Source organism: Acinetobacter sp. ANC_7511 (assembly GCF_056779975.1).
Genome location: NZ_JBWYIY010000006.1, coordinates 127513 through 148313 on the forward strand (window position 1 = coordinate 127513; position 20801 = coordinate 148313).

Annotated in this window: 22 protein-coding genes; 6 read left to right on the forward strand and 16 right to left on the reverse strand. The window is 40.2% G+C overall.

Translation table 11 applies throughout. The annotated features are described in order from the left end of the window. Positions 1-15 precede the first annotated feature (15 nt). Complete coding sequence (gene purU / locus AC1M9L_RS05655) at positions 16-882, reverse strand: formyltetrahydrofolate deformylase (protein WP_092766746.1); 867 nt, start codon at positions 880-882, stop codon at positions 16-18. Positions 883-970: 88 nt separating this feature from the next. Continuing rightward, positions 971-1663, reverse strand: coding sequence for a TetR/AcrR family transcriptional regulator (locus AC1M9L_RS05660; protein ID WP_035266753.1), 693 nt, complete (start codon positions 1661-1663; stop codon positions 971-973). 124 nt (positions 1664-1787) lie between these two features. On the opposite strand from AC1M9L_RS05660, the gene AC1M9L_RS05665 reads away from it, so the two are divergent. The 4 genes from AC1M9L_RS05665 to AC1M9L_RS05680 all read left to right on the forward strand — a co-directional run bounded on the left by AC1M9L_RS05665 (position 1788) and on the right by AC1M9L_RS05680 (position 5676). Further along, the gene (locus AC1M9L_RS05665; RefSeq protein WP_035266754.1) at positions 1788-3236 is read left to right on the forward strand and encodes a coniferyl aldehyde dehydrogenase; all 1449 of its coding nucleotides are present in this window, start codon (positions 1788-1790) and stop codon (positions 3234-3236) included. Between the two features lie 165 nt (positions 3237-3401). Then, positions 3402-3638, forward strand: coding sequence for a 50S ribosomal protein L28 (gene rpmB / locus AC1M9L_RS05670; protein ID WP_000048256.1), 237 nt, complete (start codon positions 3402-3404; stop codon positions 3636-3638). Between the two features lie 12 nt (positions 3639-3650). Beyond that, positions 3651-3806 (forward strand): 50S ribosomal protein L33, encoded by a 156-nt coding sequence (gene rpmG / locus AC1M9L_RS05675; protein WP_001205031.1) that lies wholly within the window; start codon positions 3651-3653, stop codon positions 3804-3806. Positions 3807-3957: 151 nt separating this feature from the next. Continuing rightward, complete coding sequence (locus tag AC1M9L_RS05680; RefSeq protein ID WP_179998680.1) at positions 3958-5676, forward strand: cation:proton antiporter; 1719 nt, start codon at positions 3958-3960, stop codon at positions 5674-5676. Between the two features lie 36 nt (positions 5677-5712). On the opposite strand, the gene AC1M9L_RS05685 is transcribed toward AC1M9L_RS05680, so the two are convergent. The 6 genes from AC1M9L_RS05685 to AC1M9L_RS05710 form a co-directional block, all read right to left on the reverse strand. After that, positions 5713-5991 (reverse strand): hypothetical protein, encoded by a 279-nt coding sequence (locus tag AC1M9L_RS05685; protein ID WP_035266758.1) that lies wholly within the window; start codon positions 5989-5991, stop codon positions 5713-5715. Positions 5992-6113: 122 nt separating this feature from the next. Continuing rightward, positions 6114-6617, reverse strand: coding sequence for a DUF6586 family protein (locus AC1M9L_RS05690; RefSeq protein ID WP_481591568.1), 504 nt, complete (start codon positions 6615-6617; stop codon positions 6114-6116). A 194-nt stretch (positions 6618-6811) separates the two neighbouring features. Next, a complete protein-coding gene (locus AC1M9L_RS05695) occupies positions 6812-7138 on the reverse strand; it encodes a hypothetical protein (protein ID WP_481591569.1) in 327 nt (108 codons plus the stop codon). A 297-nt stretch (positions 7139-7435) separates the two neighbouring features. Next, the gene (locus tag AC1M9L_RS05700) at positions 7436-7687 is read right to left on the reverse strand and encodes an RNA recognition motif domain-containing protein (RefSeq protein WP_035266766.1); all 252 of its coding nucleotides are present in this window, start codon (positions 7685-7687) and stop codon (positions 7436-7438) included. A gap of 80 nt (positions 7688-7767) precedes the next feature. Beyond that, a complete protein-coding gene (locus AC1M9L_RS05705) occupies positions 7768-9756 on the reverse strand; it encodes an ATP-dependent helicase (protein ID WP_481591570.1) in 1989 nt (662 codons plus the stop codon). Between the two features lie 102 nt (positions 9757-9858). Further along, on the reverse strand, positions 9859-11001 hold the full coding sequence (locus AC1M9L_RS05710) for a glycerate kinase family protein (RefSeq protein WP_481591571.1): 1143 nt from the start codon (positions 10999-11001) through the stop codon (positions 9859-9861). 134 nt (positions 11002-11135) lie between these two features. Between AC1M9L_RS05710 and AC1M9L_RS05715 the strand changes: the two genes are divergently transcribed. Next, positions 11136-11651, forward strand: coding sequence for a hypothetical protein (locus AC1M9L_RS05715; RefSeq protein WP_481588666.1), 516 nt, complete (start codon positions 11136-11138; stop codon positions 11649-11651). A gap of 55 nt (positions 11652-11706) precedes the next feature. On the opposite strand, the gene topA is transcribed toward AC1M9L_RS05715, so the two are convergent. From topA to AC1M9L_RS05735, 4 genes are all read right to left on the reverse strand, one after another. Next, positions 11707-14346, reverse strand: a complete 2640-nt coding sequence (gene topA, locus AC1M9L_RS05720; protein ID WP_481591572.1) for a type I DNA topoisomerase — start codon at positions 14344-14346, stop codon at positions 11707-11709. Between the two features lie 32 nt (positions 14347-14378). Beyond that, a complete protein-coding gene (locus AC1M9L_RS05725) occupies positions 14379-14828 on the reverse strand; it encodes an ammonium transporter (protein ID WP_481587602.1) in 450 nt (149 codons plus the stop codon). A 204-nt stretch (positions 14829-15032) separates the two neighbouring features. Then, positions 15033-16043 carry a hypothetical protein gene (locus AC1M9L_RS05730; RefSeq protein WP_481591573.1) on the reverse strand — a complete coding sequence of 337 codons (1011 nt, stop codon included), beginning with the start codon at positions 16041-16043 and terminating at the stop codon, positions 15033-15035. A gap of 112 nt (positions 16044-16155) precedes the next feature. Continuing rightward, on the reverse strand, positions 16156-16401 hold the full coding sequence (locus AC1M9L_RS05735) for a SlyX family protein (RefSeq protein ID WP_035266784.1): 246 nt from the start codon (positions 16399-16401) through the stop codon (positions 16156-16158). A gap of 34 nt (positions 16402-16435) precedes the next feature. Between AC1M9L_RS05735 and AC1M9L_RS05740 the strand changes: the two genes are divergently transcribed. Next, positions 16436-18346 (forward strand): ATP-binding cassette domain-containing protein, encoded by a 1911-nt coding sequence (locus AC1M9L_RS05740; protein WP_481591574.1) that lies wholly within the window; start codon positions 16436-16438, stop codon positions 18344-18346. Positions 18347-18405: 59 nt separating this feature from the next. Here the strand turns inward: AC1M9L_RS05740 and AC1M9L_RS05745 are convergent, their stop codons facing one another. Genes AC1M9L_RS05745 through ureE form a run of 4 tightly spaced genes read right to left on the reverse strand, consistent with a single transcriptional unit; the run spans position 18406 to position 20767 of the window. Next, positions 18406-18975: a HupE/UreJ family protein gene (locus AC1M9L_RS05745; RefSeq protein ID WP_035266789.1), complete on the reverse strand. Its 570-nt coding sequence runs from the start codon at positions 18973-18975 to the stop codon at positions 18406-18408. Between the two features lie 17 nt (positions 18976-18992). Then, the gene (ureG, locus tag AC1M9L_RS05750) at positions 18993-19607 is read right to left on the reverse strand and encodes an urease accessory protein UreG (protein WP_035266791.1); all 615 of its coding nucleotides are present in this window, start codon (positions 19605-19607) and stop codon (positions 18993-18995) included. 22 nt (positions 19608-19629) lie between these two features. Continuing rightward, positions 19630-20295, reverse strand: coding sequence for an urease accessory protein UreF (locus AC1M9L_RS05755; RefSeq protein WP_481590387.1), 666 nt, complete (start codon positions 20293-20295; stop codon positions 19630-19632). Next, positions 20282-20767: an urease accessory protein UreE gene (ureE, locus tag AC1M9L_RS05760; protein ID WP_481591590.1), complete on the reverse strand. Its 486-nt coding sequence runs from the start codon at positions 20765-20767 to the stop codon at positions 20282-20284. The genes AC1M9L_RS05755 and ureE overlap by 14 nt, the downstream gene beginning before the upstream one ends. Positions 20768-20801: the final 34 nt, after the last annotated feature.

A 20801-nucleotide genomic window follows, 5' to 3' on the forward strand; every position in this document is an offset into this window, starting at 1 on the left:
ATATTTAATTAAAAATCACTGGAATACCACAGTTTTATTACCATCAACAATGATACGGTCTTCTAAATGCCACTTAACAGCACGCGCCAAGACATTACGTTCAACGTCTTGACCTAATTCACGTAATTGATCAACTGTAAAATCATGGCTGACACGCTCAACATCTTGTTCAATAATCGGACCTTGATCCAAATCAGCTGTCACATAATGCGCTGTTGCACCAATCAGTTTTACGCCTTTTTCATACGCTTGCTTATAAGGGTTAGCACCCACAAAAGCTGGAAGGAAAGAATGATGAATGTTGATCACTTTCATTTCCCACTTAGAGACGAACTCTTCATCAAGAATCTGCATATAACGTGCGAGTACAAGCAAATCATTACCTTGCATTAACTCATCAATTTTTGCATATGCTTCGCGCTTGTTCTCTTTATTGACAGGCACAACTTCAAAAGGAATACCGAAGTTTTCCACAGACTCACGTAGATCTTCATGATTCGACACAACCTTAGTGATTTCACAAGGTAATCCACCACGTGCATGACGCCATAAAAGTTCAAGCAAGGCATGATCGACTTTCGATACCAAAATACCTACTTTCTTTACATCTGACACTAAAGCTAGACGCCAATGCATGTTGTAACGTTCAGCTACGTTTGTGGCGAAAGTTTGTAGAATATTTTCCTTACGGCTTTGCAAATTGTCGAGTTCAAACTCAACACGCATGAAATAACGCCCGCCCTGAGCTTCTGTTGCATATTGATCAAGCGCAGTGATGTTTGCCCCTTGATGATACAAAAAGCTCGATACAGCCTGCACGATTCCTGGTTTATCTTCGCAAGTAATCAGTAAACGTGCTGTGTTAGCAGTTGTCATATTCATGATGATTTATATCACTTAACAGTTAAATTGAAAAACAGCCGCGTATTCTAACTCTTTTTTTAATGCTTTCAAATTATCTTTGCTGAAATCAATCTTCTCGATCAGCAGAAAGACTAGCAAATAATTCAGATGTTCCCAACGTTTCAAGCAAGCGCTCATAAGTCTGACGACTTTCACCACGTAAATAAGGACCTTCAAGAAACACCATTTGACGCAGTGCCTGCCAAACCCACTTTTCATCTAGATGGTTGGAATCTTTTAAATGACCAGACATATAGAGAAAGTTCGTCCAATTGGTTAGGACAATCCATAGGTTAATGATCAACGCTTCAATTTCAGACTCTGTCATTTGCATGAGACCTGCATTGACGAAGGCTCGGTAAATCTTTTGACCTTGTTGCATCACTTTACCTGCGAAACGCGGGTAAATTTTTCTAAAGTCGTCATTATTTTCGGTTAAATGATATACATCACGATGCAGAAAACGATAGGCCCATAACTGACTACTGAGTACTTGAAAGTATCGGATTTTATCATTGGCATTTACATCACGGTCTTCTGGCAATGCTAGCAGCTCTAAAGTTGCATGCTGATATTGCTCCATCAACTCTTTAATGATCTCTTGCTTGTTACGAAAGTGATAATAGAGATTACCAGGGCTAATACCTAACTCTGCTGCGATATGGTTAGTTGTGACAGATCGCTCTCCACGTTCGTTAAAGAGTTGCAAACTAATTTGCAAGATTCGGTCTTTGGTTTTTAACGTTTTGGAATGCGACATCCTAATACCATCTATAACAAGAATAATGACGTTTAGCCCAAGCTAACATAAAAGTGACTTGACTTTTAGAGTATTTACTCTAAAAATAAAAATCACATCAACCCTTACATTAGTGGTACTGGTCATGAACAGTCAAACAAAAACAAATTTAATGACGACTGAAGCATCGGAAGTTCAGCATTTACATGATCTTCTAGCGCTTCAGAAAGCAGCCTATCGACGTTATCCGAACCCGACAGCAAAACAGCGTATTGAACGTTTGGCTCGTCTTAAAGCAGTTTTGATTAAATATCAGGACCAAATTGCAGAAGCAATTAGCCAAGATTATGGTAATCGTTCGGTTTCTGAAACGAAAATTGGTGAACTACTCACTTCACTCGAACAAATCAAATATTACAGCAAACATTTAACAGAGTGGATGAAGCCTTCTAAACGCCATATCGGTATTTTACATCAACCTGCAAAAGGTTGGGTTCAGTATCAACCTTTAGGTGTTGTCGGTATCATTTCCCCTTGGAACTACCCTTTATTATTGGCGATTAGCCCATTAGTATGTGCATTGGCAGCGGGCAACCATGCCATGATTAAAGTTTCAAGCACCTCTCGTAACTTTGGCTATGTATTACAAAATGCTTTATCTGAAGCGTTCCCACAAGAGTTAGTTGCCGTTGTTACAGGTGGTGGCGTAATCTCTGACACATTCAGTCATCTTGCATTTGATAAATTAGTCTTCACAGGCTCTACCAATGTTGGTAAGACTGTGATGAAAGCAGCATCTGAAAACTTAGTTCCAGTTATTCTAGAACTTGGTGGTAAATCACCAGTTATCGTGCACCCTTCAATTGACTTAAAGGATGTCGCGGAGCGTGTTGCATTCGGTAAATTGTGGAATGCGGGTCAAACTTGTGTCGCACCAGATTATATTTTCCTACCACGTGGTAAAACTTCAGAGTTTATTCACCAGTTTGAAACCGTTGCGAAAACGATGTATCCAACATTACGTGACAACCAAGATTACACCTCTATAGTGAGCGATAAGCAAAATAAACGCTTACAAGGTTACTTAGAAGATGCGATTCAAAATGGTGCTCAAGTCACTGAAATTAACCCATTAAAAGAAGAGCTTGCTTCTGTACGTAAAATAGCGCCAACCCTTCTGACCAATATCAGCCCTGATATGGAAATTATGAAGAACGAAATCTTTGGTCCAATTTTACCAATCTTAGAATATGATCAAATAGACGAAGTTATCGAGTTTATTAATGACCGACCACGTCCACTTGCATTATACTATTTCGACTTTAACGATGCTCGAGCAGAATACGTTTCGCAACGTACTCACTCTGGACACTTTGGTCAAAACGCTGTTGTTACTCATGTTGCACAAGATGATCTACCTTTCGGTGGCGTTGGTGCATCTGGTATGGGCAGATACCATGGTCCCGAAGGCTTCTTCAGTTTATCAAATGAACGCTCAGTCATGTCTATTCCAAAGCTATTCAGCTTGAAATACGTACTGCCTCCGTTTAATAGACCGATCCCTAGTCTTATCCGTAAAGCCTTTCTTCGTTAAATGATCAAGGCATGATCTATCACAACAGGTCATGCCCTGTTTTTATCAATTTCGCTTGTCTTTTAAGCGTATTTTTGATATAAAACGCCCCTTGAATGAATTCAATCCGTTTTATTTTGACTGGCCATACAGGTTTGCTGTTGGCTAAATCAATGGAGTTACACCATGTCTAAGGTTTGCCAAGTTACCGGCAAGCGTCCAGTCGTTGGTAACAACGTCTCACACGCCAACAACAAAACTAAGCGCCGGTTCGAGCCGAACCTGCACCACCACCGTTTTTGGTTAGAAAGCGAAAAACGTTTCGTACGTCTTCGTCTAACTACTAAAGGTATGCGTATTATCGACAAATTGGGCATCGAAAAGGTTGTTGCTGACCTACGTGCTCAAGGTCAAAAGATCTAAGGAGCAACGAAAATGCGTGATAAGATTCGCCTAGTTTCTTCTGCTGGTACAGGTTATTTCTATACCACTACTAAGAACAAACGTACTATGCCGGAAAAAATGGAAATCAAAAAATTTGATCCAAAAATCCGTCAACACGTAATCTTCAAAGAAGCTAAAATCAAATAATTTTAGTTCTTTAAAAAAATACGACCCATTGGGTCGTTTTTTTTGCCTTTTTTTTCTTCAGGTTGTTAAAATTTAATCTCAGTTTGGCATTTTTTATGCTTATACAGCTCAAAAGCCAATTCATAATTTATAAATATTTAAGGGGTGATTAGTGCCACATGATGTAGATTTAATTATATTGCTTGCGGTTGGTTTTGGCTTAGCCCTTATTTTTGGCTTTATCGCCGCACGTTTACGTCTACCCCCTCTTGTTGGCTATCTCATTGCCGGCATTATTATTAGCCCCAAAACCCCCGGTATCGTCGCCGATATCACACTAGCCAATCAACTCGCAGAACTGGGTGTCATGTTTTTGATGTTCGGTGTCGGGATGCACTTTTCACTGAAAGATTTAATGCAAGTTCGGCGTATTGCTGTCCCTGGTGCAATTTTACAAATCACAGTGGCTACCATCCTCGGGATTGGCGTCTCTATGCTATGGGGATGGAGTTTTGGGTCAGCATTGGTGTTTGGCTTAAGCTTATCTTGTGCGAGTACTGTGGTACTCCTGAAAGCTTTGGGTGACCGAGGCTTATTGGATTCAGTCAATGGAAAAATTGCTGTGGGATGGCTACTCGTCGAAGACCTAGTTATGGTGCTCGCTTTAGTTTTATTACCCGCTACAGCCGTACTCCTCGGCGGAACAGCACTCGAAGGCGCCAATCCAGATCAAAATGTCTTTGTGACTTTAGGAATAACCTTACTTAAAGTTGCGGGCTTTATCGCCTTTATGCTGATTATAGGTAAGCGCCTCATCCCTAAAATTATTCAGTTTGTCGTACGCTTAGGTTCTCGCGAGCTATTTACATTGACTGTGGTTGCAGCAGCCGTATCCATTGCCTATGGTTCGTATGCAGTTTTTGGCGTTTCAATGGCATTAGGTGCATTCTTTGCTGGGATGGTGGTTAAAGAGTCTGACTTCAGTCATCGTGCTGAAGAAGAAACGTTACCACTGCGTGAGATATTCTCCATCCTATTCTTCGTCTCTGTCGGAATGTTGTTTGACCCAACAATTATCGTTGAAGAACCACTTCATATTCTGGCTGTGATTGGCATTATCATGATCGGAAAAACATTAGCAGCAATGGCGCTGGTTTTGTTCTTCCGCTATCCATTAAATACCGCACTTACAGTAGGTGCCTCACTGGCTCAAATCGGTGAGTTCTCCTTTATCTTGGCAACACTCGGTCTATCTATAGGATTATTAACCCCTGAAGCTCAAAACTTGATTTTAGCCGGGGCATTATTTTCTATTTCGCTCAATTCTGTTTTATTTTCAGCCATTGAACCCGTACAGAAATGGATTCGTGAGCGCTCGCATTTGGCTCGTTTGCTTGAGCGTAGTGGTGATCCATTGGCGATGTTACCTGACGAGGTCTCACAGGACTACCTGCGCGATCAAGTGGTCATGGTCGGTCATGGAGAAGTTGGACGTCGCTTAACAAAAACACTGATGGAAAATAACATCAAAGTGGTGATTGCTGAAGAAAATCGAGAAATTGTTGAAAAACTACGTGCAAAAGATATTGCTGCAGTATCAGGTTCAGCAACAGAACCGGGCGTATTAATTCAAGCGCATATACAACATGCGAGGCTTTTAATTATCTCGCCGATGGATATTTTAGATATTCATAAGATTGTAGATACTGCCAAACTTCTGAATCCACAGATTCAAGTTTTGATCTGTGCAGAAAGTAAAGAAGAAGCTGAAGCAATACGTGCAGATGAAATTGGTGAAGTGTATTACGCGAAGGAAGAAATGGCGAAGAACATGAGCAATCATATTCTAAATCAAATTGAAATCGCACATCATCATGCACCATCTCACTAAGTAAAATAAAAACCGCGCTATTTGCGCGGTTTTTTCTTAGCTATAAAACTGTGGTTTTTCATCTACGACTTCCGCATGCCATTCATTCGATTGTTTTTCGAGAAGTGCAAATAACGCAGCCTGAATCATGTGTTGGGCAATCAAAGGCATATGATCACCTAATAAAGCTTTCACTTCATCATTAAATTGAATTTTCACAAGTGGCTCATCCTCGGATGCAGCGTGACGAAGAGCTAACTCGCCATTCTCAAGTTGCACCAATTCTAAAATTGCTTCTTGTGTTCCGAATAATTCTTTCAATTGCTCTATAGACATATACCCTCCATGATTCACATGGTGGCAAAATGCTGAATGCACTTTGCATTGCTTAGACTATTTTATATAAGTTCTAAAATTTATATTTCAAGTCTAATCGTTTAAAACTGTCATGATTACAATTAAAACTCAACCATTTCGTTACGAAAACCGTCAATAAGATGGGTTAAGTCACGATGCCACTCTCGAAGAATTTGAGTGTCTGGCAACCACGCTTGAGGTGTCTGCGTGACTTTAATAATAAGATTTGAAGAAGTCTCATCCTCAGGTTCTGGTGCACTTGGTTCAGGTGCATACTGGCACATACGATAAGCGCGCTTTAGTTCTGCAATAAAACCATCCTTTGCAAGATGCTGTAACACGGTGATTTCTGGAGAAACTTGCCCTTTAGCGGCCATATGCTCTTCAATAGATTTTAATGTAGGTGAAAAATCATTTAAACGGTAATAACGCACCAACTCTTGCAAAAATGCCAAGACCGCTCCATGCAAATGAAAGACTGCCGCTTCACGATGGGCTTGAGCTTGTTGAATATGCTCTGTCTGTTCTGCTTGCTGACATGATAGACGGGCAAAATAGAGTTTTTGATTAGTGCGATCTGCATGAAAACGAGCAACACGAGACATGAAAACTTCCTAACAACATTTATGTCATACAACTTAAATGTTGACGCCATATCACGCAATGCTTTTAAGAAAAAAATCAAGATTAATTTTAGATCAACAAGATTGATTGAAAGCCTGATTATTAATGCATACTGCTTAAATAAAAAAGCCAGCCAAATGCATGGCTGACCCTTTCGAATGAATCTAAGGTTATATTAGCGAACAATACCCTTAAAAATTCCTAATGGATTATAAGTCCCATCGCCTTTTTCATTGTCATAATGAAATTTGACCTGATCTTGATCGCCACCTAACAGTGTTCCAGCCCTGTAAAGACCTTCTGAAATCGCAAGGAAGCCAACATCAATTGCTTGATGAACTGTACCAACACCAGGAATTAGGCTCAATGGCTTCCAAATTGGAGCTTGAACATTCAATGTGCTCGAAAATAGGTTTGATGCGTTTTGAAGCGTGTCACCGATTAACGTACCTGCACCTGATACGATTTCTGTTTCTAGATGATTTAATTCTTGAATAGACATTTTTATAACCTTTTGGGGTTTTATAATGGAGCTTTTATACTACACACTTCACTCAAACTTATTCAATCTATTATTAAGATATACTTCACAATAATTTGTATATAAATGTGATTTTAAATGTATGTTTTTAATAAAAATATTAATATATAACAGAAATACATTTCAAAAATATGTCAACTCTTCAAAGTACAAAAGTTGGTCAAAAAAGCTAAAAAAGATTCATATTTATTAGTAAAATTAAATAAAATATCAAATAAAAAGGAGCAATAACTGCTCCTACTTTATTTAGACATCAAGTTATGCTTCTGGCTTTTCGTCTGCAGCTTTTACTCGAATACCTGCACCTTTAACTTTACGGGTGTTCAGCCCCTTAATTGCTTTCACAGCTTCACGGCCATGTGGCATTTCAACAAAGGCAAATCCTTTCGATTTGCCTGTTGCAGCATCTAACACCAATGTACATGAGTCTACTGTTCCAAACTGCTGAAATAACTCCAGAATCTCAGCTTCAGTAATGCTGCGCTCTAAGTTACGAACTAAAATTTTCATGAAAAAACCTTAAGAAGATAGGCAAAAAAACCAAAAAGTACGCGCCTACTCTACTTTTTGTATGAAACAATCTAGATAGTTTAATCGAGATCAATTCCAAAATCTAAATTAATCGACTGTCGCTCAATCAAAGCACTCTTAACCGTTTGCTGCCTGGTTTTATAATGTGTTTCACTTGTACACAAATGTCTTGAAAGATTATTAAGAAAATAGCTTTCAACTTTTCGTCCTTGCTCATCGACTTGTTCCCTTGCCCACGTCACCAAATTTTGCTTGGTTAAAATCAATTCATTTTGTGCACGGGTAAGTGCTACATAAAGCACACGGCGTTCTTCTTCAACTTCATCAAAATCCCCTTGAGCTCTTGCATGTGGATACTGACCAGGTGTCACATTCGCCACGTAACAAACTTTTTGTTCAGTTCCTTTAGCAGAATGTATCGTGATCAAGGTAACAACATCAGTATCTGACTGGCGTTCGATTTCACTGATTGAAACTGGATCAAGCACGTAGGCTTCTAAAAACTCACTTAACTGAGTATGTTTTGAAGCTAACTGTTTCACCAACTCAAAGTCTCCTTGACGACGCCCCCAATCCTTTTTGTAATTTTCACTCAACTGAATTTCTATTGCCTGAATTGCCAAGCTTACGCAAGCTTGAACTTCAGTCTTTAACACATTCAACTGCTTCATAATGAGTAGAGCCTCAGCAGGAATACGTCCAAATTTTTCTAGTTTTTCCGCAATGACGTCATCTTGAGGGTCCTGTAACAACTGTTGCGCTAAACGGCTTGCGCCAACATCACCGACCCCATCCCAAAGCGTCAAAAACCGCATCCATGCAATATCGTCTGAAGGATTGGCAATGACCCGTAGTAAACTCAGTAAATCCTTAACATGCGCAGTTTCAAGAAGTTTCATACCACCAATAAACCGATATGGGACATTCGCTGCAATGAAAGCTGCTTCAATATGACGAGCTGCAAAGCTTGAACGTACCAGAACCATATGATCGCGCCAAGGACTTCCCTCAAGCAAATGTCGCTCTTTAATATCTATGGCAATCCATTTTGCTTCATCAAACTCATTCGGGAAAATATGAATTTTAGGCTTTATGCCTGTACCTCGATACGCATTTAAGCGCTTGTCATATTTAATCTCACTTTGATCAAGCAACCAATTTGATAAATCTAAAATTTCTTGAGTAGATCGGTAGTTTTTTTCTAATTTAAAGATCTGTGCTGCTGGCACACGCTCTTTAAAATGATGAATGTTTTCGAAATCTGCTCCACGAAAACCATAAATCGATTGAGCATCATCCCCGACACAAAACAAACTTACTCGATCCTTTAAAGGCTCTAATAGCGCCCATTGCAATGGATTGGTGTCTTGCATTTCATCCACAAGCATATGTCTGCAAATCGAGGCCACATAATCGACTAGACCCTCAGACTGTGCTAAAGCTGATGCCACGATCGCAAGAATATCGTCATAATCAAGAAAGCTACGTGCCTGCTTTCGAGTTTCATATTCTTTCATGATTTCTGCAATCAGGTCTTTCATTGCTAAGAATTCAGGCATTTGCTTTTCTATGGCAACACTTAGCTTTTGACGCGTATTTCTAGCATATGAATACAGATCACATAATTCAGCAGGCTTCGGGAGCTGATTGGGATTCTTCTTATCATCTTTACCACGTATCAAACGAAACATCATGAGTTGATCATCACGATCAATAATTGAGAATTGCGCTAAGCTGAAAGCTTTTGGTATACGACGCAGCAAGTACATACAAAAAGTATGGAATGTTGATGCTCGTAATCCTTTTGCTTGTTCACCGAGTGCCAATTCGACACGCGCCACGATTTCACTGGCAGCACGACGCGTAAACGTCAAAATTTGAATTTGATTGGCGGGTACACCTTGATCAATGAGATAAGCAGCACGTGCCACAATCGTTTTGGTTTTACCACAGCCCGCACCCGCCAACACCAAACTATGTAAGGCTTCTGTGGTTGCAGCTTGTTTTTGTTGAGGATTTAATTCATCAATCAGGCTGTCTAAACTCATCGCTACTCATCAATTTTACAATAACAATAGTTTAACAGAGCTAGATTTAGAAAATACAAACACGCTTCAGTTTTAAACATCAAAGCCCACTTACATAGAGAATTAGATATACTGCCTTACGATATTTTGTACCGTTAAATCTAAATTCTGAACTGCATTTTTCAAGGATTCTGACAAACTTTGATCCAGAGGATTAATACTACAGATGTGATGAAACCCTTGTTCGTACAATGGTTCTACTCCTTCACCAACTCTACCAGCGAATGCAAATACAGGCTTGTTGTGCCGATATGCGACTTGAGCAACGGCAAATGGGGTTTTACCAAATTGAGTCTGAGTATCAATTTTCCCTTCACCCGTAAATACATAATCAGCTTGCTCAATTTTTTCAGCCAATTGAGTTTCCTCAATGATTAATTCAGCACCCGATCGAATATCTGCGCCTGTAAATGCCATCAAACCAAATCCCAAACCACCTGCTGCACCAGCACCAGATCGATGACGTAAATCGACTAAAAGCTGCTGCTCTACCACCCCTGCAAAGTGCAATAAATTATGATCCAATACTTGCACCATTTCAGGTGTTGCCCCTTTTTGCGGACCAAAAATATAAGATGCGCCAAGTGGACCACATAATGGATTGTTTACATCTGAAGCAATAACAATATCTGTTTTAGTCAATCTTGGGTCGAGTTGTGACACATCAATGGAATCGATTTGGTTTAAGTTTCCACCTGTTGGCTCAAATACTTCATGATATTGATTAATAAATTTCACGCCCAAAGCATGCGCCATACCAGCACCACCATCATTGGTCACACTCCCACCCAATCCGATGATGATCTTTTTCACACCGAATTCGAGAGCTGCGGCAATCAGTTGCCCTGTTCCTACAGTATTAGTGAACAAAGGATTTCTTAAATGAGGTGGTATGAGATGAATGCCATTGGCTTTCGCCATTTCAATGACTGCTGTTTGTCCCTGATCAATTAATCCAAAATGAGTCATGACACGCTGATTAGCGAATGGGCCTTGTACTTCGCACGCGATTTTTAATCCTGATTTTGCCATGACCAATGCATCAATGGTTCCTTCACCACCATCTGCCATTGGATTCAAAATACATTGTGCATCGGGTAAGACTTTATGGATTGCATTTTTCATAATCATGCATACCTGCTCAGCAGGCATGCTTTCTTTGAAAGAGTCGGGAGCCAAAATAAAAGTTTCTATCCTTTGCTGCATGCTTTATTGCTATTCTCATATTTAAATTAATTCAGATACTTATTTATTACATTGAGATTTTCAATTTTTCAAATAGAACCCTTATATATATTGTAATAAACTTACAATTCCCCAAAAAAAATAACGGTATAACAATGCAAAAATATCAAATATTTAAAAAAACTTTAGTGCTGTGTACATTCATTTTTGTATGTAATCAAGCTACCAGCTCGTCTGCAACCAATTCACACAGTAGTGAAAATATTCAATTATCAGCACTTTCAGCCAAATGGAAATGTACTGAAGAAATGGATTACATGGGTTATGCTGCGAAAAGCGAAATAGTGTCTGAGTTCAAACCAAATGGTCAATATTTTGAAAAAAATCAAATGACCTTTATTAAAGATAACGAGAAAGCAATTGCTTATACCCAATCTGAAGCTCAATGGAGTTTACAAGAACATATACTCACAATTGATCAAAATAAATTACTGAAATTTGAAATAGACAATGCTCAAGTTGAAGAGCAATTAAACCTTAAATCAGCTTTAGCTGATCCTGATGCTGTGAAATTACTAATTAAAAAACTCGATAACAAAGAAATGATTGCGAATTTCATTCTATTTGATACAGAAATAGAAAATCTCTCAAGAGTATGTGTAAGACAATAAATTTAATGTCATAAAAAAATGCTGACCTAAGTCAGCATTTTCTGTTATTTAAACGTTAAGCTTCAATCCATTTACCATCTTGGTAAATCAAAGACCATTTCGTTTGTTTACCTTCAGGCGTTTCAGAACCAATATATTGCGCTTGATTTTTACGACTAAACTTCACTAAAGTTGGGTTTCCATCAGGGTCAGTATCTGGCGCTTGCAGAATAAACTGATACTTTGGATCTAGCTGTTCAGCAACCGTACGCAATTCCGCAACCTTAGGAGCACGAGTTTCACGTACTTTAGGGAATTTACTTGCTGCTAAGAATAAGCCTGCTGCTCCATCACGTAATACGAAAAAGTCGTCGTGTTTCGTTGAGCGCAAATGTTCCATTTTAATCGGGTCGACACGAGGAGGCGCTGGTTGACCGTTCTTCAATACTTTACGTGTATTTTCACAGCTTGTGCAGGCAAAATAAGGACCAAAACGCCCTGTCTTTAACTGCATCTCACCATCGCATTTGTCACATGGAATTGTTGGACCATCGTACCCTTTAATTTTGAACTCACCTTCTTCAAGCTCAAAACCTTCGCAGTCTGGATTGTTCCCACAGATATGAAGTTTACGACCACCATCAATAACATAGCTATCCATTGCTGTTTCGCAAATTGGGCAACGTTTTTTCGACATTAAATCTGCGGTTTCTGCAGACTCATCATCAGATAATGCGGCCAAGGACTCTACTGGCGTTAAGTTGAGTGTACCTTTACAACGTTCTTTCGGTGGTAAGTTATAGCCAGAACAACCTAAGAATACACCTGTGGTACCGGTACGAATCTGCATCGGACGATCACATTCTTTACAATGCACAGCATCAACTTCAACAGGCTGATTACGGCGCATGCCATTTTCACCCTGTGCAGTAGTCAGACGTTTCTTAAAATCACCATAGAAACTATCTAATAACTCTTTCCAATTACGCTCACCATCTGCAACTTTATCCAGTTGACCTTCTAGATCTGCAGTAAATGCATAATTCATTAAGTTGTTAAAACTTTCGTCCAAACGATCTGTAACGATTTCACCCATCTTCTCTGCATAGAGACGACGGTTATCCAATTTCACATAGCCACGATCTTGGATCGTTGAAATAATCGCTGCGTAAGTTGAAGGACGACCAATGCCTTTTTTCTCAAGCTCTTTCACCAATGATGCTTCTGTAAAACGTGCAGGTGGTTTAGTGAAATGTTGCGAAGGATCTAACTTTTGAAGTTGCAGAACTTCACCCACTTTCACAGCAGGCAGTAAAACATCATCATCCGACTTGTTCTGGCCACGTACTTTCGTAAAGCCATCAAATACCAAAGTACGACCTTTAGCTTTAAGTTCTACACCGTTTGCATCGACCAAGATTGTCGAAGACAAATATTCAGCAGGTGTCATTTGACATGCAACAAACTGACGCCAAATCAGATCATATAGACGCTGAGCATCGCGATCTACGCCCGCAAGCTGATCACCCTTCAACGCGACGTTTGATGGACGAATCGCTTCATGGGCTTCTTGCGCACCTGCTTTATTTCCAAAACGGTTTGGCTTTGCAGGAAGATATTTTTCACCATACTCGGTTTCGATATGTCCACGTACCATATTGACCGCATCATCACTCAAGAATGTAGAGTCGGTACGCATATAGGTAATATAACCTGCCTCATACAAGCGCTGTGCCATCGTCATTGTTTTCTTTACAGAGAAACCAAGTCGAGTACTTGCTGCTTGTTGTAAGGTCGATGTGATATAGGGTGCGCTCGGATTAACTTTGGTCGGTTTATCTTCACGGGCAGCAACTTTAAATTCAGCTTCTTTTAAAACATCCAATAAAGCATCTGTTTGTGCTTTGTTTTGAAGTTTTAATGTCTTACCTGACTGTTTGACTGCTTCTAAACGAATATCATCTTTTTTAGATTTGGTATCTGCAAAAACTTGCCAATATTCTTCAGGAATAAAAGCACGAATTTCTCGCTCACGCTCTACCACAAGTTTCGCAGCAACTGACTGTACACGACCCGCAGATAAACCACGTGCGATCTTCTCCCACAATAGTGGTGAAATCATAAAGCCAACAATACGATCAAGGAAACGGCGTGCTTGTTGTGCATTGACTTTATCAATGTCTAAACGAGCAGGCTGTTTAAATGCTTCTTGAATGGCATTTTTAGTAATTTCGTTGAAAACCACACGTCTATAACGAGAGTCATCACCACCAATGACTTCTTTTAAATGCCAAGCAATTGCTTCTCCTTCGCGGTCCAAATCGGTTGCGAGATAGACCTCGTCAACCTGCGAAGCAAGCTTTTTCAGTTCTGAAACAACATTTTCTTTACCAGGAAGCACTTCATAGTGTGCTTTCCAACCGTGCTCAGGGTCTACCCCCATACGATTAATCAGTGCCTGTTGAGCTTTTTCAGCTTTCTCTTCAGCAGTCTGTTTGGTACGTGTTACTGGTTTCTTTTCCGTACTTTTTGAAGCACCTGTTGGTAAGTCACGGACATGACCCACAGATGATTTCACAATGTAGTTTGAACCTAAGTATTTATTAATGGTCTTCGCTTTAGCAGGCGACTCGACGATCACTAAAGCACGTTTTTTTCCAGCTTCTGACGATTGAGCTGTAGCGCTTTTGGATGTGGACTTAGGAGCATTCGCCATAGTGAACCGTTATTCCTATAAGATTAAAAAAATTAAATTTCAGCCAATTTATGTAAAAGTGCTTTCATTTCATCAAGTTGTGTAGCGTGAAGATCTTCTTCTTCATTCCAGTACAAACCGACGCAATTAGACTGCATATCAATAGCATAAATCCCTTTTAATGCAATGGGGAAATCATTAAATTTCTCATTTCCGTGAACAACATTGAGTTTTTCATTTTCAACCAAAGCGCGCATTAAAGGTAGGCGACCATCAGGAATGATAACGCTGTAATACGCCACCATACTGGCACGATTTTCTGATGCCATTGGAATATTGGTCCATGAAGGTGCAGCAATCAAACGTGGGTGTAATCCCATTTTTCGCGCTTTCTCACGCATAATCCCCAAAGCTTTTTCTCTTGGATTTACACGTAATCCGAAGATCGAGCCCAGCACAAACACAACGATAAGAATCGTTATCCAAAGTCCAGCATTTTCCATAGTTCACCTTTTGCTTCTTATATTAGAGTTGCATAAGCCGAATATAAAAGGCAAGTTGAAAATTAAAAATACGATTTATAGCGGCATGAAACCAGTATTGAGACCTGAACCAAATAAGGCACGATGTGGTATAACCCACCTAAGCACAGTGCAACTGAAATAAAAAAAAAGCGATAAAATCATCGCTTTTTTCCTAGGCATATTTTAGTTCAAAAACATCTCATGGCTATAAAGTACTTCATGACCATTCCAATAAATATATCCCTTATCAATCATTTCCTTAAGCAATAATCGCACATCAGATTTTGGAAATAGCTGTTCTAATAAATCACGCAGTTCATAAATATCTTTAGGCTTTCCGGATTTTAAAGCGTTCAATTTTTGGATGACTTCCAGCTGGACAGGATCTATTTTTTCAAAATTTTTAAACAAATCACTCTGAATATGTTGAATGTCTTGTGACTCTTCAATTTCAGCTAAAATGTCTTTTGCTTCGATATGTAGCTTCGCCAATAACGCATCTACCTGACCAAGCTTGTGGTCTGCTACTACATCTTCATCAACATTCATATCCAATTGAGCCCACTGCTTTAATACCTTTTTACGAAAGGAAATTTGCTCACCTTCTTTTTTAACTACCTTTAAATTAATCAGCATGCCAATCAATTTAGCGCTGTGCTCGTCATTTATGCGCAACGTATTCTCGATCGAGTTTTTAAGCTTAGCTAAGGTGTTGGGCTTCCCTTCCATACGAACCACAACATCACAATACTGCTTTACTTTAAATAAATCATGATTTTGACGAATAGTTTCAACTGAAGGCACGTTGTATTTGAGTTTTGACACAGGTTGCTCTGGTTGTACCTGTATCAAATTACATTGAATGCCAGAAGCTCGCATCATGTCAGCCAACATGGTGCTACAGTCTCGTGCAGAAATCACATCAATCTCTGCGCCATGCTCAACCAATGCCAAGATTTGCCCCACAATCACAGCGTACTCAAATTCTTTTTCTTTTGCCTCAAGCATTTCTAAAATGACAATTTGACCACTACTAATCCAACTCGCAAATTCAGTCAAATCAGTGAGACTGTAATAAAAACTCCCTTTCGAATGAAATAGATAGGTCGTGGTGTAATGTTGCACAATCTCCCGAAATAACGTCGAAGTCGGCATGTTATTTTCAAGATCTATTAGGACAACTTTAGCGCTCATAGGATAAGATTCAGAATTCGGCAAGTGAAAAGACTATTACAACGACCTTCATATCAAAGGTCAAACTATTTACGCATACTTCTTAATAAATAATCAGTATTTATGTCACGTCTTAATAATGTGGCGGTTTATCCAAAATTGGATCAAATGGAGCAACACCATCGTCAGCATGAGTAGCTTCAACACGTTGATACAAAATTTGCATTTGTTTCTTTAAATCGCTGATTTCACGGCTTTGTAATGCAATTTGAATATTTAACTGATCAACTAATTCATCTAAAAATGCAATTCGGACTTGCAAATCTTCTATGGGTGCGGAAAATGACGCCTGCTCATTTAGATTTTTTTGATTCGACATTATAAGTCCTCATCAGGGGATTTCAGGAAACATTATGGCCTATATTACCTTAAGGGACGTCCAACTCGCATTTGGTGGACCGTACTTACTCGACGGCGCGAATTTTAGTTTAGAGCGCGGCGAACGAGTGTGTTTGATTGGCCGTAATGGTGAGGGTAAGTCTACTTTACTTAAACTCATTGATGGAAGTTTATTGCCTGACGCTGGTGAAGTTTCCCTGCAAAATGGTATTACCATTTCTATGCTGGCTCAAGACGTGCCAATGGACTCGGGACGTGTTGCAGATATTGTGGCAGATGGCGCAGGTGAAGCAGCTTCTGTTCTTAGAGCTTATCACGAAGCAAGCGAAGCTTGTGTAGTCGGCGATATGGAAGCTTGCGATCGCATGGGTAACTTGCAACATAAAATGGATCAATTAGATGGTTGGGCACTTGAAACTAAAGTGAATTCAATCCTCAGTAAAATGGGACTTGATCCTGATGCTGATTTAGCTGATCTTTCAGGTGGTCGTAAACGTCGTGTGCTTCTTGCACGCGCACTACTCACCCAACCTGATGTTTTGTTACTCGACGAACCAACGAACCATTTAGATGTTGAAAGTATCGAGTGGTTAGAAAAATTCTTACTCGATCAAAATAATCTAACATTACTCTTCATTTCGCATGACCGTTCATTTGTAGACAGTATTGCTACACGTATTGTGGAACTGGATCGTGGCATCTTACGCAGTTATGAAGGGAACTATTCACGTTACCTCGAACTCAAAGCTGCACAGATGGAAGCAGAAGAAAAACAAAATGCGCTGTTCGATAAAAAGTTAGCAGAAGAAGAAGTTTGGATTCGTCAAGGTATTAAAGCACGTCGTACCCGTAACGAAGGTCGTGTGCGTGCCTTAAAAGCATTACGAGAAGAATCTAAAGCCCGCCGTTCGCAGCAAGGCAAAGTGAGCATGGCCACCCAAGATGCTCAACGTTCAGGCAAAGTGGTCTTCGAAATTGAAAACCTCAGTGTGCAATTTGGCGACAATCCTCCAATTATCAAAAACTTTAACGCATTGGTGCTACGCGGTGACCGTATTGGTCTAGTCGGTGACAACGGTGTCGGTAAAACCACGCTGATCAAAGCAATTTTGGGTCAACAAGAACACTCAGGTACGGTCAAAACAGGGACACAACTCGAAGTGGCTTATTTTGACCAGCTTCGTAACGTGCTCGATCTTGAAAAATCGGTAAAAGACAACGTGGCCGAAGGGTCAGACTTTGTCGATATCAATGGCGGACGTCGTCATATCTATAGCTATTTACAAGATTTCTTGTTCTCCCCTGAGCGTGCTCGTACACCTGTAAAAGCCCTTTCTGGTGGTGAACGTAACCGCATTTTATTAGCGAAATTACTGCTTAAACCATCGAACCTCATCGTGATGGATGAGCCAACCAATGACTTGGATATGGTGACGCTTGAGCTGCTTGAAGAGATGCTCAGTGATTACAAAGGAACTTTATTGTTGATCTCGCATGACCGTGCCTTTATGGACAATGTCGTGACCTCAACTTGGGTATTCGATGGCAAAGGCAATATCGATGAATATGTCGGTGGTTATCAAGACTACCTCATGCAACGTCCTGATCAAACTGTAGTCGATCAGAAATCTGCGGTGAAGAAAGCAGCTGCAAAAGCTGAAGCGGCGGCAACCCCTGCACCCGCAGTTAAAAAAGTAAAACTAAGCTATAAAGATCAACGTACTTTAGAACAACTTCCTGCTGAAATGGAAGCTTTGGAAAAGGAACAAGCCGAGATTAATGCGCTTTTAGCTGATGGTTCTTTATTTGTGACAGATAGTGACAAAGCAACTCAACTTTCGATTCGCCTTACTGAAATTGATGAGTTACTTTTAGAGAAATTAGAGCGCTGGGAAGCGCTTGAAAGTCTTGCGAATGGTGGCTGATTACCCTGATGAATAAAAAACTCCGCGCTTGCGGAGTTTTTTTATTTTGCCAAGTTTGATCACGCTAAACCAATTACTGCAACCAATGCTGCTAGCACACCTACAATCTTTTTACCTTGTGGAACAAATTTCACCATCAATGCCCCTAAACCCAGTCCAAGAGCATAAATCATTGCCATGGCAGTAATCATGCCTAAAATCTGAACGCCAACATTTCCATTCATCGCTAATTCAGCTCCGTGTGCTGAACCATGAAAAACTGATAGAAACACTGCTGCAACTGGAAAAATTCTGTTCGATTTGGTCCATAAACTTACAGCTAAGATGAACAATGAACCTACAATTCCAATTTCTGCAACGCCATTCGGAATAATTCCATGCGCACCTAAACTGAATCCAGCAACAAGCGCTGTAAGCAAGCCCCATGCCCCTATCATCTTCCAAATTTTAGACATGCTCCACATCAAAACGCCGAAACTGAGTGCCATCATCAAATGATCCAATCCTGTAAACGGATGAATGAAGCCCGTCCAAAAATTAGCGTCATGGTGATGATGGCCTGGATGTGCCATTACAAGGCTCGGAACACTTGCCAGAATGAATAGACCGAATTTATTGCATTGTTTCATCCTTTAAGCCCTCTTGTTTAAGCTTTGAATAAACCTTGTTTTTCAATAAAACTGATAATCTCGTTTAAACCATCTTCAGTTTTCATGTTTGAAAACAAGAACGGTTTATCTCCTCGCATACGCTTGGCATCTTGGTCCATCACCTGCAAATTCGCTCCAACCATTGGCGCCAGATCTGTTTTATTGATAATCAGTAAGTCAGACTTGGTGATGCCTGGACCACCTTTACGTGGAATTTTTTCACCACCAGCAACATCAATCACATATAACGTCAGATCAGACAGTTCAGGGCTAAACGTTGCTGCCAAATTATCGCCACCACTTTCAATGATAATTAACTCTAGACCATCAAACTTTTCACATAAGTCATCAATCGCTGCCAAATTGATTGAGGCATCTTCACGAATAGCCGTATGAGGGCAACCGCCAGTTTCCACCCCCACAATACGATCGGGTGACATGGCTTCATGACGAGTTAAGAAGTTGGAATCTTCTTTTGTATAAATATCATTGGTCACCACCGCCATATTGTATTTATTACGTAATGCACGGCATAAATTTAAAGTCAGTGCTGTTTTACCAGAGCCGACTGGTCCACCAATTCCGACACGTAAAGGAGAACGTTCTGACATGATTGATTCCTTATGATAATTTTTAAGATCTAAATAAACGCGAATATTGTGTTTCATGGGACATGCTGAGCATGGCATATTGAGGTAAGGCACTGCTGAGTTGATGATCTTCTATACACATTGCATGCGTTATGGCATCTGGGACTAAACCATGTAAATGCCACAAAATTCGTTGACCACTCATCTGTCCGAGCGGCACAGTTTTGACTGCGCCAAGTACTTGGTTTTCTAAAACAGTAAATGTATACGCCGTTAAAACATCTTCGATATTCAGATCCAATCGCCCACATAACTGAGCATATACAGGTACAAATCCAAGTTGTTTTTTGACCGTAACGGGCATTTTCAATACATCTTTAATCCATGCGTTCAAGGAAAATGCCAACTGCTGCGATTCAGCCAATAACTCACGACTTTCACGACTGGCTCGATACAACTGCGCCCAATGATTAAACTGCTGTTCATCATCATGGGCCTGCATCAAACGCTTCAATACAGGTAGCTCAAAACGAACCAAAAGCATTTCCAGAACTTCTTCGAAGTACGCAATACTGGATTGCTCATCATGGATCAAACCTTGATCGATCGCACTTTCAACACCTTGCGAATAGCAATAAGCGCCTACAGGCAAAGCTGTAGACGACAAAGTTAACAGTTTGAGTAAGTGAGCTGCATTAGTGATGCGCATGAGCATGAATCGCTTTGATTGGGCTGAGACGATGATCATGTCCATGCTGAGCATAAGCACCACTTTCTGGCTCAAATGGATGATCCACTTCAGTCACCATTAAACCCAATCCTTCGACCATTTCTGCTAAGACATGATCAGGTTCAAAATATAATGCATGAGGAGTGAGCATAAGAGGGACATGACGATTCCCTAAATGATAGGCTGCTTTCAAAAGCTCAAAATCAGAAGAAGCTTGGGCACACATCAGGCGTTCGGGCAATGCGTCCACCCGCAGTAAGTCACCTGATTCAGTTGCAATAAATGATCCGCCGCGAAGAATACCTGTGCGCGGTAAATCTGCACCAATATCGCACCCTGAAACTAAAGTTGCACGAAAACGGCTCTTTTGTCGTGTATCAAAGTTGAGTTGCACAGTTTCGAAAGCTTGATCTTCTGTCACTGCTTCTATTCTTTGAGTATAGATTTTCATGCCTTTCCTATTGTCGCTTGAATACTTTGCTTTA